The organism is Mesorhizobium sp. M0751, from assembly GCF_040320265.1.
Lineage (GTDB): Bacteria > Pseudomonadota > Alphaproteobacteria > Rhizobiales > Rhizobiaceae > Mesorhizobium.
This window is the reverse complement of sequence record NZ_JAMYPH010000082.1, coordinates 1-837: the sequence shown is the minus strand read 5'-3', so window position 1 is coordinate 837 and position 837 is coordinate 1. Positions and strand designations below refer to the sequence as shown.

Here is an 837-nt window from a genome sequence, read left to right as displayed (position 1 = left end):
CCGAAGTTGATCGCAAAGTATCAGCGCCGCTTTCCCGATTTCGACGCCAAGATCGTGTCGATGTACGCGCGCGGCATGAGCGTGCGCGAGATCCGCGGTCACCTGGAGGAACTCTACGGCATCGACGTTTCGCCGGACCTGATCTCGGCCGTCACCGACGCCGTGCTCGAGGAGGTCGCCGAATGGCAGAACAGGCCGTTGGACGCCTGCTTTCCCTGGTCTTCTTCGACGCCATCCGGGTCAAAATTCGCGACGAGGGCTTCGTGCGCAACAAGGCCATCTACATCGCGCTCGGCATCCTGCCTGACGGCACCAAGGAGATCCTCGGCATCTGGATCGAGCAGACCGAAGGCGCCAAGTTCTGGCTGCGCGTCATGAATGAGCTGAAGAACCGCGGCGTCGCCGATATCCTGATCGCCGTCGTCGACGGCCTCAAGGGCTTTCCAGAAGCGATCGGCGCCGTCTTTCCCCAGACAACCGTCCAGACCTGCATCGTTCACCTGATCCGCCATTCGCTCGAGTTCGTGTCGTGGAAGGATCGCAAAGCCGTCGTGCCGGCGCTCAGGGCCATCTACCGGGCCAAGGAGGCCGGCGCCGGTATGAAAGCCCTGGAGGACTTCGAGGCCGGGTTCTGGGGGCAGCGCTATCCGGCGATCACTCAGAGCTGGCGGCGCACCTGGGAGCACGTCTGCCCCTCTTCGCCTATCACGAGAGCGGGCGCTGCATCATCTACACGACGGATGACATCGACAAGCCTGATTTCGACTTTTTCGATTCCTGTTGCGTTTCTTTGTTCGGCTCAGGTGAGCCTGTTTCTTCGTCCTGGCCCACAGGATT

The 837-nt window shown here is 61.5% G+C and carries 1 pseudogene; it reads left to right on the top strand.

The features are described from left to right. Positions 1–751: pseudogene (locus NKI19_RS32750) on the top strand (IS256 family transposase); the annotation flags it as partial. Positions 752–837: the final 86 nt, after the last annotated feature.